Raw genomic sequence first — 15,341 nt, 5'->3', positions numbered from 1 at the left:
AACGTTACGCCGCGACCGCGTCTCGGACTTCTCCGATCCTGCTCGAATCGCGCGTCCCGCTCGATGCGTTCCGGACCGGCCGGGTCTGGGCCTTCGCGACGCAAGCTGGCATGGCGTTGACCGCATGGTGCTCCCGGCCCCGGTAGGCGCGCGGGCTCTCGCCGACGATCTCGGTGAACCGTGAACTGAACGACCCGAGAGACGTACAGCCGACCGCCATGCAGGCATCCGTGACACTGGCGCCGTCTCGCAGCATCGCCATCGCCCGTTCGATCCTGCGGGTCATCAGGTAGCCGTACGGCGTCTCCCCGTACACGGAGCGGAAACGGCGGGAGAAATGCGCCGGTGACATGAGGGCGACGCGTGCCATGGACGGCACGTCGAGCGGCTCCGCGAAATTCCTGTCAATCGAATCGCGCGCCCGTCGCAGACAGGCGAGGTTCTCCAGCTCCTGCGGGGTCATGGGAGAACGGTAGCACCACCGCCGGCGCAGGTCAGGTCCCCTCCCACGCGGGCTCTACGAGTGTTGCGGATGCTCGTGGCCGGCGTGCTTCGCCGGTTCCAGCTGGAACGTCGAATGTTCGACATCGAAGTGCGCGGCGAGGCATTCGGAGAGGGTGTCAAGCATCTCCCCCGTGCGCTGCTCGGCGAAGACCGCCGCTTCGACGACGACGTGAGCGGTGAAGATGTGCTCGCCGGTGGTGATCGACCAGACGTGGACGTCGTGCACGTCGATCACCCCGGGCGCGTCCCGGATGTGACGCCGGATCAGTTCGACGTCGGTGTCGGGAGGGGTGGACTGGTTGAGTACCCGCCACACGTCCCGGAGGAGGACCCACGCGCGGGGCAGGATGCCGGCCGCGATGATGAGCGACGCGATGGCATCCGCCTGCACGAAGCCGGTGGCGAGGATGATGAGGGCGGCGATGATGACGCCGATGGAACCGAAGAGGTCTCCGAGCACTTCGAAGTACGCGCCGCGCATGTTGATCGACGTTTTCGCCGAACTGCGCAGGATGAACGCCGACACGATATTGGCGACAAGGCCGACGACGGCGACGACGAGCATGGGCGTTCCGAGAACCTCGACCCGGCCCGGGTCGAGGAGCCGCGAGACGCCGGTGATGGCGATGGACACCGCGACGCCGAGCAGGATCAGCCCGTTGGCGAGCGCCCCAAGGACTTCGACCCTGCGGTACCCGTAGGTGTGCCTCTGGGTCGCTGGGCGCGCAGCAACACCGAGCGCGACGAGGGCGATGATCAGTCCGGTGAGGTCGCTGAACATGTGTCCGGCGTCTGCAAGCAGGGCGAGCGAGCCGGTAAGGATGCCGCCAACCACCTCGGCGACGAGGACCACAGCGACGATGCCGAGGACGAGCCACAGCTTGCGCCGGTTATCGGTGTGTTGTGCGTGATCGTGTGCCATGGTTCTTCAACGCTAACCCCGACCGCAGCGCCGAGCCAGTTGGCGGCGGCTCTTGGGAATGATCGCCGTTCTCAGTCGCAGGTTCGCGCGTCGGCGGTCAGCCCAGCGCCGGCTTGATGTCGCGCACGATCGACTCGAGGATCCTCGCGTTGAAGTCCACCCCGAGCTGGTTCGGCACGGTCACGAGAACGGTGTCGGCGGCTGCCACGGCCTCATCCTGGGCGAGTTCGGCGGCGATGGCGTCCGGTTCACCGACGTAGCTGCGGCCGAACCGGGCGAGTCCGCCCTCGAGAAGCCCGACCTGATCCTTGGCCTCGGCCTGGGCGCGCAGCCCGAAGTAGTGCCGGGTTTCGTCGTCGATCAGCGGGATGATGCTCCTGCTGACCGACACGCGGGGTTCGCGCTCATGGCCGGCTTCTCGCCAGGCATCGCGGAACATCCGGATCTGTTCCGCCTGGAGCTGGTCGAACGGCACGCCGGTGTCTTCGGTGAGCAGCGTGGAACTCATCAGGTTCATGCCCTGCTGTGCGGTCCAGACCGCCGTCGCCCGTGAACCGGCTCCCCACCAGATCCGCTCGGAGAGGCCCGGCGAGCGGGGTTCGATCGCGAGGGGCTGCTCGACCCCGGTCATCTGCGGGTTGGACACGGCGACGCCGGCACCGTCGATCGCGGCGAGAAAGAGTTCGGTGTGGTCCCGCGCGAGGTCGGCATCGGTCTGGCCGGGCTCCGGAACGAAACCGAAGGATTCGGAACCGCGCAGGGCGGTTTCGGGTGACCCCCTGCTGACACCGAGCTGCAACCGGCCGCCGCTGATGAGGTCGGTCGCTGCGGCTTCCTCGGCCATGTAGAGCGGGTTTTCGTACCGCATGTCGATGACGCCGGTGCCCATCTCGATCCTGTTGGTGCGCGCGGCGATCGCGGCAAGCAACGGGAACGGCGAGGCGAGCTGGCGTGCGAAGTGGTGCACGCGGAAGTACGCGCCGTCTGCTCCGACGTCCTCGGCAGCGACAGCCAGCTCGATGGACTGCACGAGCGCGTCCCGTGCGGTGCGGACCTGCGATCCGGGAACGGGCTGCCAATGGCCGAAGGAGAGGAATCCGATGCGCTTCATGCTCGGTGCAGCGTCCGGTGCCGGTCGACTATTCCCCGCGAGTCAGAGGAGGGAACGCAGCGCCGGGATGAGGTCGGTGAAGGCCCGCGCACGGTGGCTGATCTTGTTCTTGGTCTCCGGCGGGAGTTCGGCCGAGGACACCTCGTAGCCCTCAGGCACGAAGATCGGGTCGTAGCCGAACCCGTTCGCGCCGGTCGCCTGGGTGGCGAGCCGCCCGGGCCAGACGCCTTCCGAAACGTGCTCGACGCCGCCGTGCGGGAGGCGCTCAGGCACGACGAGGGCAATGGTGCACCGAAAGCTCGCCGCCCGGTGCTCCGGAGCGATGTCCGAGAGCTGCGCGAGCAGGAGTTCGAGGTTCTCGCGGTCGCCGCGGCCGGGCCCGGCCCAGCGGGCGGAAAAGATGCCGGGGGAACCCCCGAGCACGTCGACGGCGATGCCGCTGTCGTCGGCCAGGGCGATCCGGCCGGTGTGTGCCGCGGCAGTCCGGGCCTTGATCAGCGCGTTCTCGGCGAAGGTGACGCCGTCCTCGACAGGTTCGGGGCCGTCGTACGCGACCACGGTCAGGTCGGGCATTGCCGCACCGAGGATCCGCTGGAATTCGCCGACCTTGTGCTGGTTGTGGGTGGCGAGAACTACCTCGATCGTCATGCCGAGTCGCGCCCCAGCGCCGCCACCTGCATCGCGGTCAGGTCCGCCGCCCCGCCGAGCGCCAGGTCGAGCAGAGAGTCGAGTTCGCGGCGGTCGAACGGTGCGCCTTCCGCGGTACCCTGCACCTCGACGAAGAGTCCACGTCCGGTGACGACAACGTTCATGTCGGTTTCAGCTCGCACGTCCTCGACGTAGGCAAGGTCGAGCATGGGTGCGCCGTCGATGATTCCGACCGACACGGCAGCAACGCTGTCGATCAGGGGCGTCGCCTTTTGCCCGATGAACTTCTTCTCACGAGCCCATTCGATGGCATCCGCAAGCGCGACGTACGCGCCGGTGATCGCCGCCGTCCGGGTGCCGCCGTCAGCCTGGAGCACGTCGCAGTCGATGACGATCGTGTTCTCACCGAGCGCCTTGGTGTCGATGATGGCGCGGAGGCTGCGGCCGATCAGACGGGAGATCTCGTGGGTGCGGCCGCCGATCCTGCCCTTGACCGATTCACGGTCCATCCGGCTGTTCGTAGAACGTGGCAGCATCGAGTACTCGGCGGTGACCCAGCCCTTGCCCTTGCCGGCGAGCCAGCGCGGCACTCCGTTGGTGAACGATGCCGTGCAGAGAACCTTGGTGTTTCCGAAGGAGATCAGTGCGGATCCTTCAGCCTGGGCACTCCAACCGCGCTCGATCGTCACCTCGCGCAGTTCGCTCGGGCTGCGGCCGTCTTTACGGGTGATCTCTGTCATGTGTTTCTCCCTGCTGGCGCCAGACGGCGCGGATGTCGAAGGCTAAAGAGTTCGGAATTCGGGATGCCTGCGGATCGAGGCGAGGTCGATCACACCGGTCTGTACCAGGTCGACGTGTGAGATCTCGCGGCCGATGAGCCGGTGAGCGAGCTGGAGGAATTCGTCTTCGCTGGCCCCGGTGGCTTCGTAGCGGTGCTGGGGCGGCGTGGCGGAGGTGCGCTCGAGACCCTGCGACACGAGCACGCGATAGACGTCGTTCGCGGTTTCGGTATCGCTCGACACGAGGGTCACGTTCGGACCCATCACGTAGGAGATGGCGCCCTTGAGGAACGGGTAGTGGGTGCAACCCAGCACAACGGTGTCGACGCCGGCATCGCGGAGCGGTTCAAGGTACCGCTGGGCCGTCGCGAGAACCTCGGGCCCGGTCGTGATGCCGTTCTCGACGAACTCGACGAATCGCGGGCATGCCTGACTGAACAATTCGAGGTCAGGAGCAGCGGCGAATGCGTCTTCATAGGCACGGGAGTTGATGGTCCCCTCCGTGCCGATCACCCCGACACGGGCGTTCCTCGTGCTGCTGACCGCGGTGCGCACGGCTGGCTGGATCACTTCGATGACTGGCACCGAGTAGCGTTCCCTGGCGTCACGGAGCATGGCAGCGGATGCCGTGTTGCAGGCGATGACGATCATCTTCACACCCTGCGCGACGAGGTCGTCGAGGACCTCGAGTGCGAACCGTCGAACGTCTGCGATGGGTTTCGGACCATACGGGGAATGCGCCGTGTCGCCGATGTAAAGGATCTCCTCGTTGGGGAGCTGGTCCTGGATCGCGCGCGCCACGGTGAGCCCGCCGACACCCGAGTCGAAGATCCCGATAGGCGCGTCATTCACACTCCCAGCCTACCTGCCTGCTCCCGCAGTCCGCGTCGATAAGCTGGCGGGGTGAACCCAACGACGTCCAGGCAGGCCTCGACCGCGCTGCACACCGACCGCTACGAACTCACCATGGTCGACGCGGCCATCCAACACGGGACCGCCGACACAGAGTGCATGTTCGAAGTGTTCGCCCGGCGGCTGCCCGGCGCCCGGCGATATGGGATCGTCGCCGGCACCGGCCGGCTGCTTGACCTGATCCGGAACTTCCGCTTCGACGACGCCGAGTTGAGCTGGCTGCGCGAGAACGAGGTGGTCACTCAACGGACACTCGACTGGCTCGCCGATTACCGTTTCTCGGGAAGTATCTGGGGGTACCGGGAGGGCGAAGCGTACTTCCCGAACTCGCCTCTTCTCGTCGTGGAATCCAGCTTCGCAGAGGGCGTTCTCCTCGAAACGCTCGCGCTCAGCGTCCTCAACTACGACAGCGCCGTCGCAAACGCCGCAACCCGCATGGTGACTGCTGCGAGGGGACGCCCGCTCGCAGAGATGGGCTCACGACGCGCGCACGAGCAGAGTGCGGTCGCCGCCGCCCGCGCCGCGTACATCGCCGGCTTCGACGCGACCAGCAACCTGGAGGCAGGCCGCACCTGGGGCATCCCGACGATGGGCACGGCCGCGCACGCCTTCACTCTCCTGCACGACTCAGAAGAGGAGGCGTTCCGGGCTCAGGTCGCAGCGGTCGGCTCGAACACGACGCTGCTTGTCGACACCTATGACGTCGCCGACGGGGTGCGCGCCGCTGTCGCTGCCGCCGGGCCGGAACTCGGCGCCGTGCGTCTCGACTCCGGTGACCTGCCAACCCTCGTCGTCGAAGTCCGCGAACTGCTGGACTCGCTCGGTGCGACGAAGACAAAGATCACCGTGACCAACGACCTCGACGAGCATGCGATCGCCGCGCTCTCGGCGGTGCCGGTCGACTCGTACGGTGTCGGCACATCCGTCGTCACCGGGTCCGGATCCCCCGCCGCCGGAATGGTGTACAAGCTCGTCGCCCGGCGCGGTGACGACGGGGGGTGGATTCCCGTCGCCAAGAAATCGCCGGAGAAGATCAGCATCGGGGGCCGGAAGTACCCGGTACGCCGGCTGAATTCCGCCCAGATCGCGGTCGAGGAGCTCATCTACGTCGGCGACGGGCCGGAGGACAGCGATTCAGGTTCTGCGCTCGAACGCCCGTTGTTCGTCCAGCTGGTCAACGCGGGGGTCATCGACGAACAGTTCACCGGCCCGGAAGGCACGCGTCGCGCCCGGGAACACCGCGCCAAAATCCTGTCGGAACTGCCGGCGGATGCTTCGCGTCTGGGCCGCGGCGACCCGACGCTTCCGACGACCTTCTCGAGTTGAGCGGCTCTATTCGGCCTTCATCTTCTCGTAGATGGCTTTGCAGCTCGGGCAGACGGGGAACTTCTCCGGGTCACGGCCGGGCGTCCACTTCTTGCCGCAGAGCGCGCGAACCGGCTTGCCGCTGAGCGCCGATTCGAGGATCTTGTCCTTCTTCACGTAGTGCGAGAAGCGTTCGTGGTCGCCTGGTTCGATTCCCTCGTTGTTGAGGAGTTCCTCGAGCTCACGGTCCAGAACGGAAGTTCCACCGGCATCCGGTGTTGAACCCGGGTCTGCAATGCTCACGCGCACGTTACTCATGCGTCGATTCTACCCGCGTCCCGGATGAGCGGAACCGGGTCGTAAGGAGTCAGTGGCTGAGGGCGAATTCCATGATCTCGGGGCCACGGTGGTCGAAGACCCTGCCGCCGCCCCACACGCCGAGCACGAGCGCGATCACGCCGGCGCCGAGCCCCGCGACGAGCGCGGTCAGGTGCCACGAGGGATCGTCGGTGAGGCCGAGCCAGGCGAAGTACAACGCCGGCGCGGCGACGAGGAGCGAACCGGCGAGGCCCAACGACTGGGCGAACCCGCCGAGCGTCCCTGACGCTTGCGGCTGCTGGAACGGGCTGTCACCCGGAAGCGCTGCCGGGTAGGGCAGCCGTGCGGAGAGGTAGCTCGAGAGCCCGACCCCACCGAGGAAGAGCGCACTCGACACCCCGAGCATGGCAGGCAGCACAGCCCAGTCGCCGTGGAAGAGGATGCTGATCATCGACCCGATGATGATCAACGGGATGCCGATGAGCAGCACCGGGAACATCCGCCCCATCCGGTCGGCGTAGCCCTTCACTCCTGAAACCACATGCAGCCAGATCGCTGTCGAGTCGAAGGCGAGGTCGTTGTGCAGCGACCAGCCGAGGAACAGCGCCATCACCGGCAGGGGAAGAAGCGCTAGCGTCTGCATCGGCACGCCGATGATGAGGAACGGGAGGATCATGATGAGCGGCACGACGGGGATGATCAGGATCGACACGAGGTATCGCGGGTCCCTGCCCCAATAGCTGATGCTGCGGGCCGCGATGATGGCTGCGGGTCGCGCGGGCATCACGTCGAACCAGCCCATGCCGCCGTAGGTTTTGACGGGCTGCTCGCGTTCGGGGGTGACGAGCATGTGCGCGACGAGGCGATCCCAGACGAGCCAGACCAGGGCTGCGGTGGCCGCGGCGATGACCAGTTTGAGGAGCGCACTACCCACGTCGCCCATTGCCGCGTCGCCGGGAACGGACCAGACGGCGCCGAACGGGGTCCAGCTCACGACGTCGGCCGCGTCGCCGAGTACGGCGAGTCCGTCGCGCGTCCAGTCGACGCTCGACAGGAGGATGACCGCCGGCGCCAGGAGCACCAGGACGAGGGTGCCGATCACACCGGTGAGTTCACGGGACCGGCGCGTCGCGAGAAGCAGGGAGGCCAGCGCCGTGGTGACCCGCGCGGCGAGAACACACGTCGCGACGGCGATGACAGCCGAGAGCACCGCGAGAACGGCAGGAAGCGGACCCCGCCACCAGGTCACCACGGTCAATGCGCTGAGAATTCCGATGACGAGTGACGGCACGCTGACCAGCGCCGCGAGGAGAAGGCCGATCGACAGCCGACGGGCGGGGAAACCGACGAGCGCGAACCGTCGCGGGTCCATGTCGTCGTCCACTCCGAGCACCAGCGGAAGCAGCACATAGCCGAGAACGACGAACGAGCCGGCCAGGACCAGCAGGTTTCGAGCGAATTCGTCCGCGGCTGACTGAAGGGCGATGAGCCCGTTGCCGACCAGCAGAATCAGGCCGACGCCGACGACGGTGAGGAATACGATGCCGAGAAGCTGCCACGCACTTCGCCGGAATCCGTTGGCCAGCAGCTGCAGCCTTAGTCCGAGAAGCTGTGCAACCATTCCATTCCTTCTGCGGCCTTACGACCGCCGGCAAGTTCAACGAATCGTTCCTCGAGCGTCCCGCTCCCCCGCACCTCTTCGACGGCGCCGGCGGCGAGAACCTTGCCGTGGACGATGATCGCGACGTGGTCGCAGACCCTCTGGATGAGGTCCATGCCGTGGCTGGACAGCACGACCGTGCCGCCGTGCGCCACGTACCTCTGCAAGATCTCGATGACGTTGGCCGCGGAGACGGGGTCAACCGACTCGAACGGCTCGTCCAGCACGAGAAGGCGCGGTGAGTGAATCATGGCGGCCGCCAGGGCGACCTTCTTGGTCATGCCAGCCGAATAGTCGGTGACGAGACGGTTGAGGGCGTCCTCGAGGCCGAACGCCCTCGCCAGATCCTTCGTGCGGGCGCGCACGGTGGCGCCGTCGAGGCCCCGAAGAACCCCGGAGTAGTAGAGGAGCTGGGCTCCGGTCAGACGGTCGAACAGGCGCAGGCGGTCGGGCAGCACGCCGATAGATCGCTTCGCGACGCCCGGCTCTTTCCACACATCGACGCCGTGGACGGTGATGCTGCCGGTGTCTGGCCGAAGCAACCCGGTCACCATCGAGAGGGTCGTCGTCTTGCCGGCCCCGTTCGGTCCGACGATGCCGTAGAAGGATCCCTCGTGCACATCGAGGTCGATGCCGTTCACGGCGATGGTGTCGCCAAACCGGCGGGAGAGCCCGGTGATGCGGAGCACGACAGGCGATGTCGACGGATCGATTCTCTGGCTCACAATTGGGTCGACCGCGGCGGCGTTCCCCGCTGCGATCTCGTCGAGGAGATCGGTTGCGGCTGTGACGTCTGGTTCTTCCTCAGCCTCGGCGTCGGGCGTGTTAACTGTCGCAGGCTCGACCGCAGCGGGTTCCAGGAACACGGGCTCGGCCACGGCGGGTTCGACGACTACGGGCTCGGCCACGGCGGGTTCGACGAACACCGGCTCGGCCGCAAGAGCGACAGCGGGAGGTTCGATCTCAGGTATCGGTGCTTCACCTCGCACGTCAGGCTCCGCAACCTGCTCGGTGGGCTCGGATGCCGTCACGTCCGGCAAAGAGATGTCGGCGGCGTCCTCGGGAGCCGCGGGAACGGAATCCGGCAGCCTCGTGGCCGATGGAGCTGCCACCTGCGACGCCGGCACGATGGTGAGAAAGGGCCAGCGTCGTGACCACACGAAGCGCACCTCTTCCTGTCCCTCGACCACGGAGCGCTGTTCAGGCGCCTCAGGCATCGTCTCGAACTTGAGCGCGGCGTCTTCAGGGCTCAGCGACGGCAGGGGCGGCACGTTGGCGTTGGAAGCAGCCGCCGTCGGCTCGCCCTCGACCGGGGTGGCATCGGCGGGCGCCGGTGTGCTTTCGCTGTGGACGGCTGGGGCGTTCGAGACGCCTGGCGGAGCAGTGATCGCGAAGTCTCCAGACACGTTGGAGGCTAGCGTGAGCGCCGGCCTTTTCGTCGGGGTGCGCTTCGCTGAAGCCTTGCGAGGCGCTGGCCGGCCGGTTGAGCGCGCAGCCGACGGCGACTCGGCTGGCAACGCGCTCTCCGGGCTCGCGGCAGTCGGTGAGCTGCCATCGAGAGGTTCAGCCGCGTTCCGCACATCGTCGGCCTGGGGCGCCACGTCCGCGAACACGGCCAGCAGTTGTGCGACCGCGGCCTCTGCCACAGCGGGCGCAGAAACCTCGTCGCTGTCAGGGACCTCGTCAGGCGTCGCGAGCCCCTGCGGTGCCGCACTCACGCTCGGCATCGGGGTCGCTCGTGGCGTACGCGGCTTCGCCGGGGTGCGCGGTTTGGCCGGGGACTTTGGAGCTGCGGCTTTTGGTGTGGCGGCCTTCGGAGTCGCCGCCTTAGCCGCCGTGGACTTAGTTGGCACAGCCTTGGGAGCAGCGGCCTTCGGGGTCGTGGACGCTGGAGCAGCCGTCTTCGGAGTCGTGGACTTGGGAGTGGTGGGCTTCGCTGGCGCGGCCTTCGGAGTCGCGGTCTTGGGCGCGGCAGCCTTGGGAGTTGTGGTCCTCGGCGCGCCAGCTTTCGGAGTTGCGGCTCTTGAGGTGGCTGGCTTGGCTGTCGCGGACCCAGCTGTCACCGACGAAGGCGCCGTCGCCTTGGGGGACTTCGCCGTCGCAGACCGGGCACTCGACGACTTGGGCGTCGCCGACTTTGCTGAGCCAGACCTCGGCGAAGCCGGTTTCCGTGTGGCCGGCTTGGTCGCCGGTGGCGAGGCGGGTGTCGGAGCGTCCTCCTGACCCGAGTCGGTCGACGGTGCGGAGGCGTCCATCGACTGCCCGACGGGTAATGCGTCCTGCATTCTCCGGTCGGGCGCGTCCTGGGGGGAATCGGGCTCGAGTGTCACTGCTCCAACCTACCAACTGAGTACGACCTATTCGAGGCGGGGGCCCGACCGCAGCCCGCGAACCTGTCAATACACCCAGCGCCTTATTACGATCGCGCAACATAACCGGCCCGGCTCGTGTCCCCAGTGGGGGTGTCGGGCTAACGTGGTCGATGGCATAACGGGGTGTCATTTCATCGACGTACAGGTAAATTCCACACAAACATCGCCAATTCCGGCGACCGGATAGCCTTAACCATCTTGAGGAGAATTCCGTGACGACCCAGGTAGTAATACTCGCAGCCGGCATGGGCAGCCGACTTGGCCGCTCACTTCCGAAGCCGCTCACCGAGCTGGCTGACGGCCGCACCATCATGCAGCAGCAGTTCGACAACATCCACCATGCGTTCGGCAAGAACGTCAAGGTGACGATTGTTGTCGGCTACAAGCTCGACCACATCATCGAGGCCTTCCCCGAAGCGTCCTTCGTCTACAACGAGCAGTACGACCAGACCAACACGTCGAAGAGCCTCATGCGTGCACTCAACGCTTCGCAGCCGGGTGGCGTGCTCTGGATGAACGGTGACGTCGTCTTCGACCCGGCCGTTCTCGACCGCGCGGCAGCCATGATGGCTCGTGACCAGTCCTTCGTCACCGTCAACACGTCGAAGGTCTCCGACGAAGAAGTCAAGTACACGACGAGCGCCGAGGGCTACATCCAGGAACTGTCGAAGACCGTCAAGGGTGGACTGGGCGAGGCCGTTGGCATCAACTACGTCTCACGCGACGACAAGGCCAACCTGCTCCGCCAGCTCGCCCGTGTCGACGACCAGGACTACTTCGAGCGCGGCATTGAGCTTGCGATCGAACAGGACCGGATGCTCGTCGAGCCCGTCGACATCTCCGACCTTTACGCCGTTGAGGTGGATTTCGCCGAAGATCTCGAGCGGGCCAACCTTTTCGTCTGATAGTCGCCAAAACGTCGACCGGCACGCGTCCCTGACCGTGCCGGTCTTTGTTTGCCGCTAAGTTGGTGGCTGTGAGTTCACCCGCCGACGTACGACCGCCGCAGCGCTCATACCTCACTCGCTACCGCCACGCCCTCTGGCTTCTGACCAAGCGTGATTTGCGTGTGCGGTATTCAACGAGTGCGCTGGGCTACGTATGGTCGATCCTCGATCCGCTCGTGATGGCGGGTATTTACTGGTTCGTTTTCGCCGTGGTGTTCGATCGCGGCGGCCGGGTCGGAGAACAGCCCTACATCGTCTTCCTACTCATCGGGCTTCTGCCGTGGATGTGGTTCAACGGCGCTGTGTCTGACAGCACCCGCGCCTTCATCCGCGAGGCGAAGCTCGTGCGTTCCACGTCGATCCCGCGCACGATCTGGGTCAACCGGCTTGTCCTCTCCAAGGGCATCGAGTTTCTCGCCGCCCTCCCCGTTCTCGCGCTGTTCGCCATCTGGTACGGCGCTCCCCTGCACTGGGAGGTGGTCTTCTTCCCGCTAGCCATCCTCATCCAGAGTGTCCTGACGGTGGGCATCAGCCTGATCGTCGCCCCGCTCGTTGTCTTCTTCCGCGACCTCGAGCGAGCTGTGAAGCTCATCCTGCGCTTCCTGTTCTACGCATCGCCCATCGTGTACGGCCTCAGCGACCTCCCCGAAGAGATTCAGACTCTTGCCGCGTTCAATCCGCTCGCAGGTATCTTCTCGCTGTACCGGGCTGCATTCTTCCCCCAACAACTTGAGGTGTTCGCCATCGTCGTGTCCGCCGGCATGTCACTGCTCTTCCTTGCCGTTGGCCTCTGGGTCTTCAAACGGTCTGAGCGCACCGTGCTGAAGGAACTGTGATGGCCACGCCAGTCATCCGAGTCGACAACGTCGGCATCCGTTTCCGGCGCAACCGCGGCGGTCGACGCAACTTCAAGGACCTGTTCTCGAACCGCGACCGGCGTTCGCGCCCGGGCGAGTTCTGGGCGTTCCGCAACGTGTCGTTTGACGTACAGGCCGGCGAGGCGATCGGAGTGGTCGGTCGCAACGGCCAGGGAAAGTCGACCCTCCTCAAGCTTGTCGCCGGTGTGGTCCTCCCCGACGAAGGCCGGGTGGAGGTCAACGGAGGCGTCGCACCGCTCATCGAGATCACCGGTGGATTCGTCAACGACCTCACCGTGCGTGACAACGTCTACCTGACTGCCGGCCTACACGGGATGACCCGGCACGAAATCGAAGACCGCTTCGATGAGATCATCGACTTCGCCGAGATCGGCGATTTCATCGACACGCCATACAAGCACCTCTCCAGCGGAATGAAGGTGCGGATCGCGTTCTCGGTGATCTCGATGCTCGACGAACCGATCATTCTCGTCGACGAGGTACTCGCCGTCGGCGACCGCGGCTTCAAGGAGAAGTGTTACCGCCGCATCGAAGAGATGCTTGCCGGAGGGCGCACTCTCTTCTTCGTCTCCCACAATGAAAAGGACCTGCGCCGTTTCTGCACGCGTGGACTCTACCTCGACAAGGGGAAGCTGCAGCTGGACGGGCCCATCGCCGACGTCCTCGACCGTTACAACGCCGAATACCACCGCTGAGCCCGTAAGGGAACCCTCGCGCCTGCCCTGCGTCTTCCCAGCACGAAAACCTAGACTGCTTCGGTACCACCCAATCCGTCGCAGGGGGATTTCATGACCACATCAAGCGAACAAGTTCGGATTCTGGACGCCGCGACGCCCGAAATCGCTCCGGAGCCGTCTCCGGCCTGGATGCGCGGGATCGACAGGGCCCTCTCAGTGCAACGGCCGGTCGTCGTCGCCCACATCCGCGCCCTGAGGCGTTCCCACCCGAACGCGACCCCGGCGCAGCTTGTTCGCATCCTCGAGAGACGTTACCTGACAGCAATAACGACCGGTGGTGCAGCGGTCGGCGTGACCGCGATGGTGCCGGGCGTGGGAACCGCATTGACGCTCACACTCGCCGGCGCTGAAACGGTGGGGTTCCTTGAGACGACCGCGTTGTTCGCCCAGTCGGTCGCCGAAGTCCACGGAATCACCGTGGACGACCCGGTGCGCGCTCGGGCCCTGGTGATGACGCTCATGCTCGGCAAGGCCGGCACGGACCTCGTAAAGCAGTTCACCGGTCAGGCCTTCGGAGGCGGCCCGCCCCGCTCCGCGTTCTGGGGTGAGACGGTCACACGGAACGTTCCCCAGGCGATGATGGGGCCGGTTGCCGATGCTCTCAAGCGCCGGTTCCTGAAGTTTTTCGTCGTCAACCAGGGCTCGTCGCTCATTGGCAAGGCCATTCCGTTCGGGATCGGCGCGGCGATCGGCGGTGCCGGCAACAACTTCGCCGGTCGCCAGGTCGTCACCGCCGCCCGGAACGCATTCGGTCCGGCTCCGCTGTGGCTCCCCCTCGAACTCGAACCGGCTGAGCGCGCCCCGCGCCCGACGATCCGCCAGCTGCGCGAACGGCTACCACTCACCCGGAAGCCGCGACGTCACAACAAGGACGACGCGTAACCAACTGGCGTCAGTCGTCGTCCTCGCCGGTCTCGTGCGACTGGGTCGGGTCGTCAACCGCACTTCCGGAACGAACCGGGACCGCGGTGGCGGCGGTCGCTGTGGTGAGTTGCGTGGGTTCGTCGCCTGAGTGGAGGGCGGCGTACCGCTCCCACTCCCCCATCAGCTGCTCGACGGCGTCGTGGAACCGCTGGGTCGCCGAGCCGGGCGTCGGATCGCCGAAATAGTGTCGCACCCAGAAGTCCAGCCGTCCGACGGTCTCCGGATCGTGCAGCACGCGGTCGACGACGGCAACGATCGAGGACGCCTCGGCGGCAGGCAGCCACTCACACGCGGAAAGGTACCCATTGGTGTCGACAAGGGCTTCGGGGTCCGCGGGACGGGTGACCAGGAGTGGTTTGCCGCTCGCGAGGCGGTCATAGACCATCGCGGAGATATCCACGATGGCGACATCCGCAGCCGACAGCTGCCAGCCCAGCTCCGGGCCTGTGTCGTACACATGGTGGGCGGCGGGGTCAGCAGAGTTCGCGGAGGCGAGCATCCCGATGATCTCGCGGTTCGCCGCCGCGTGGGCGTGGTCGACGACGCCGCTGCGGGGATGAGGACGGTAGATCACGCGGTGGTTTCCGGTGGCGAGCAGCGCGCGGACGAGAACAACGCCATGGGTGGCGATCGAACCGTATGCGGCGGCCCGACGGTCGCCTTCCCAGGTCGGCGCGTAGAGCACAACGGTGCGATCGTCAGGTGTGTACGGGAGCGTCCCCGAGTAGTGGTCGGCCTGCGGTCGGCCGATCCGAATCGCCCTTTTGTCGAAGTCGTAGTCCCACAGGACCTTCTCGAGGCGGGCGATGGCGGCGTCCCCGGCGACGAAACTGTAGTCGTATGCCTTGAACTGGTTCGTCGTCATGTACATCTTGTCGCTCTCACCGTGGTTGATGAAAACGTGCCAGCGCTGGCCGTACCGGAACATCTGAAAATTCTTGGTGTTCTGGTTGACGTAGAAGACGATGCGGATGTCCTGCTCGGCCAGGGTGCGTTCGAGGGCTACCACGGTACGCACATACGCGACAGGCAACGGTGACTCTTCGAACAGCCGGGTGGCCGCAGTGGCGCCGCGGCTGAGAACGACGACCGGCCACGTTTGGCCGAGCACCTGGAGCGGCTTGTACCACTGCCGGATCTGGTACATGTTGACCTCACCGTCGGCGAAGTAGACGGCGATCTTGTACTTGTTGGCCTCCAACGGAGGCAGTTGCGCGAGCCGGAGCGAGAGCGCTGCGCGTGCGCGTCGATTCGCCAGGAGGTCTCGCCCGATTTTCACTGCTTTTCGTGCGTCCCTCAAAATACCCATGGGTACCAGCTTAAC

16 protein-coding genes are annotated in these 15,341 nt (G+C 65.9%); 6 read left to right on the top strand and 10 right to left on the bottom strand.

What is annotated here, in order from left to right; all coding sequences use genetic code 11:
• Positions 1-4: 4 nt before the first annotated feature.
• The 6 genes from BM197_RS04010 to murI form a co-directional block, all read right to left on the bottom strand.
• Positions 5-463, bottom strand: coding sequence for a helix-turn-helix transcriptional regulator (locus BM197_RS04010; protein ID WP_090709061.1), 459 nt, complete (start codon positions 461-463; stop codon positions 5-7).
• A gap of 54 nt (positions 464-517) precedes the next feature.
• Positions 518-1,426, bottom strand: a complete 909-nt coding sequence (locus BM197_RS04005) for a cation diffusion facilitator family transporter (RefSeq protein ID WP_090709059.1) — start codon at positions 1,424-1,426, stop codon at positions 518-520.
• Positions 1,427-1,523: 97 nt separating this feature from the next.
• On the bottom strand, positions 1,524-2,537 hold the full coding sequence (locus tag BM197_RS04000; protein ID WP_090709057.1) for an LLM class flavin-dependent oxidoreductase: 1,014 nt from the start codon (positions 2,535-2,537) through the stop codon (positions 1,524-1,526).
• Positions 2,538-2,579: 42 nt separating this feature from the next.
• Entirely contained in the window at positions 2,580-3,185 is a 606-nt protein-coding gene (gene rdgB / locus BM197_RS03995) for an RdgB/HAM1 family non-canonical purine NTP pyrophosphatase (RefSeq protein WP_090709056.1), read from the bottom strand.
• Complete coding sequence (gene rph, locus BM197_RS03990) at positions 3,182-3,925, bottom strand: ribonuclease PH (protein WP_090709054.1); 744 nt, start codon at positions 3,923-3,925, stop codon at positions 3,182-3,184. The genes rdgB and rph overlap by 4 nt, the downstream gene beginning before the upstream one ends.
• Positions 3,926-3,967: 42 nt before the next feature.
• Complete coding sequence (murI, locus tag BM197_RS03985; RefSeq protein WP_090709053.1) at positions 3,968-4,816, bottom strand: glutamate racemase; 849 nt, start codon at positions 4,814-4,816, stop codon at positions 3,968-3,970.
• Positions 4,817-4,867: 51 nt separating this feature from the next.
• On the opposite strand from murI, the gene BM197_RS03980 reads away from it, so the two are divergent.
• On the top strand, positions 4,868-6,202 hold the full coding sequence (locus BM197_RS03980; RefSeq protein WP_090709051.1) for a nicotinate phosphoribosyltransferase: 1,335 nt from the start codon (positions 4,868-4,870) through the stop codon (positions 6,200-6,202).
• 6 nt (positions 6,203-6,208) lie between these two features.
• Here the strand turns inward: BM197_RS03980 and BM197_RS03975 are convergent, their stop codons facing one another.
• From BM197_RS03975 to BM197_RS16815, 3 genes are read right to left on the bottom strand one after another with little or no spacing between them, the layout of a single operon-like run.
• Complete coding sequence (locus tag BM197_RS03975) at positions 6,209-6,499, bottom strand: DUF3039 domain-containing protein (protein ID WP_090709049.1); 291 nt, start codon at positions 6,497-6,499, stop codon at positions 6,209-6,211.
• A gap of 49 nt (positions 6,500-6,548) precedes the next feature.
• Positions 6,549-8,120, bottom strand: a complete 1,572-nt coding sequence (locus BM197_RS03970; RefSeq protein WP_177216713.1) for a hypothetical protein — start codon at positions 8,118-8,120, stop codon at positions 6,549-6,551.
• Complete coding sequence (locus tag BM197_RS16815; RefSeq protein ID WP_425435688.1) at positions 8,096-8,887, bottom strand: ABC transporter ATP-binding protein; 792 nt, start codon at positions 8,885-8,887, stop codon at positions 8,096-8,098. The genes BM197_RS03970 and BM197_RS16815 overlap by 25 nt, the downstream gene beginning before the upstream one ends.
• A 691-nt stretch (positions 8,888-9,578) precedes the next feature.
• Here BM197_RS16815 and BM197_RS16425 point away from each other — a divergent pair.
• The 5 genes from BM197_RS16425 to BM197_RS03940 all read left to right on the top strand — a co-directional run bounded on the left by BM197_RS16425 (position 9,579) and on the right by BM197_RS03940 (position 13,975).
• The gene (locus BM197_RS16425; protein ID WP_218151813.1) at positions 9,579-10,382 is read left to right on the top strand and encodes a hypothetical protein; all 804 of its coding nucleotides are present in this window, start codon (positions 9,579-9,581) and stop codon (positions 10,380-10,382) included.
• 361 nt (positions 10,383-10,743) lie between these two features.
• Positions 10,744-11,436: a phosphocholine cytidylyltransferase family protein gene (locus tag BM197_RS03955; protein ID WP_090709047.1), complete on the top strand. Its 693-nt coding sequence runs from the start codon at positions 10,744-10,746 to the stop codon at positions 11,434-11,436.
• Between the two features lie 62 nt (positions 11,437-11,498).
• Positions 11,499-12,314 carry an ABC transporter permease gene (locus tag BM197_RS03950; RefSeq protein WP_425435687.1) on the top strand — a complete coding sequence of 272 codons (816 nt, stop codon included), beginning with the start codon at positions 11,499-11,501 and terminating at the stop codon, positions 12,312-12,314.
• On the top strand, positions 12,314-13,051 hold the full coding sequence (locus tag BM197_RS03945) for an ABC transporter ATP-binding protein (protein WP_090709043.1): 738 nt from the start codon (positions 12,314-12,316) through the stop codon (positions 13,049-13,051). The genes BM197_RS03950 and BM197_RS03945 overlap by 1 nt, the downstream gene beginning before the upstream one ends.
• A gap of 93 nt (positions 13,052-13,144) precedes the next feature.
• Positions 13,145-13,975 carry a hypothetical protein gene (locus tag BM197_RS03940; protein WP_090709041.1) on the top strand — a complete coding sequence of 277 codons (831 nt, stop codon included), beginning with the start codon at positions 13,145-13,147 and terminating at the stop codon, positions 13,973-13,975.
• 10 nt (positions 13,976-13,985) lie between these two features.
• On the opposite strand, the gene BM197_RS03935 is transcribed toward BM197_RS03940, so the two are convergent.
• Positions 13,986-15,326 (bottom strand): CDP-glycerol glycerophosphotransferase family protein, encoded by a 1,341-nt coding sequence (locus BM197_RS03935; RefSeq protein WP_143094985.1) that lies wholly within the window; start codon positions 15,324-15,326, stop codon positions 13,986-13,988.
• Positions 15,327-15,341: the final 15 nt, after the last annotated feature.

This window comes from Mycetocola miduiensis (assembly GCF_900115155.1).
In the GTDB taxonomy this organism is placed as follows: domain Bacteria; phylum Actinomycetota; class Actinomycetes; order Actinomycetales; family Microbacteriaceae; genus Mycetocola_A; species Mycetocola_A miduiensis.
The sequence above is the reverse complement of the archived record's forward strand: the minus strand, read 5'-3'. Positions and strand labels throughout refer to the sequence as shown.

Bases quoted from the DNA above. Each gene is read 5' to 3' on its own strand.
- BM197_RS04010 (WP_090709061.1), bottom strand. From the start codon at position 463: ATGACCCCGCAGGAGCTGGAGAACCTCGCCTGTCTGCGACGGGCGCGC.
- BM197_RS04005 (WP_090709059.1), bottom strand. From the start codon at position 1,426: ATGGCACACGATCACGCACAACACACCGATAACCGGCGCAAGCTGTGG.
- BM197_RS04000 (WP_090709057.1), bottom strand. From the start codon at position 2,537: ATGAAGCGCATCGGATTCCTCTCCTTCGGCCATTGGCAGCCCGTTCCC.
- rdgB (WP_090709056.1), bottom strand. From the start codon at position 3,185: ATGACGATCGAGGTAGTTCTCGCCACCCACAACCAGCACAAGGTCGGC.
- rph (WP_090709054.1), bottom strand. From the start codon at position 3,925: ATGACAGAGATCACCCGTAAAGACGGCCGCAGCCCGAGCGAACTGCGC.
- BM197_RS03975 (WP_090709049.1), bottom strand. From the start codon at position 6,499: ATGAGTAACGTGCGCGTGAGCATTGCAGACCCGGGTTCAACACCGGAT.
- BM197_RS03970 (WP_177216713.1), bottom strand. From the start codon at position 8,120: ATGGTTGCACAGCTTCTCGGACTAAGGCTGCAGCTGCTGGCCAACGGA.
- BM197_RS03945 (WP_090709043.1), top strand. From the start codon at position 12,314: ATGGCCACGCCAGTCATCCGAGTCGACAACGTCGGCATCCGTTTCCGG.
- BM197_RS03940 (WP_090709041.1), top strand. From the start codon at position 13,145: ATGACCACATCAAGCGAACAAGTTCGGATTCTGGACGCCGCGACGCCC.
- BM197_RS03935 (WP_143094985.1), bottom strand. From the start codon at position 15,326: ATGGGTATTTTGAGGGACGCACGAAAAGCAGTGAAAATCGGGCGAGAC.